A 347-nucleotide genomic window follows, 5' to 3' on the forward strand; every position below is an offset into this window, starting at 1 on the left:
CCGGGCGTGCTGATGGGCTTCCTGGGCGGCAGGGAATGGCGCAAGTGGGCCCACCGCCCGGCCGCCGAGCGCCGTGGCGCGGTGCTGCGCTGCTTCGCCCAGGTCGTCGGGGACCGTGCCTTCGACACCGTCGAATACGTCGAGCAGGACTGGACCGCCGAGCAGTGGACCCAGGGCGGCCCCACCTCCGTCGCCGCCCCCGGCGTCCTCACCGACTTCGGCCAGTGGAGGGACCGCCCCCACCACCGCGTGCACTGGGCGGGCGCCGAGTTCTCCCCCTACTGGAACGGCTACATGGACGGCGCGGTCCGCTCCGGCCGCCACACCGCCACCGAACTCCTCCACCA

Annotated in this window: 1 protein-coding gene; it reads left to right on the forward strand. The window is 74.1% G+C overall.

All coding sequences use genetic code 11. The features are described 5' to 3' along the window. A partial coding sequence (locus M8J73_RS44635; RefSeq protein WP_249829945.1) for a flavin monoamine oxidase family protein occupies positions 1 to 347 on the forward strand: 347 nt, incomplete at both ends.

The sequence above is a fragment of the Streptomyces neyagawaensis genome, assembly GCF_023516595.1.
Taxonomy (GTDB): domain Bacteria; phylum Actinomycetota; class Actinomycetes; order Streptomycetales; family Streptomycetaceae; genus Streptomyces; species Streptomyces neyagawaensis.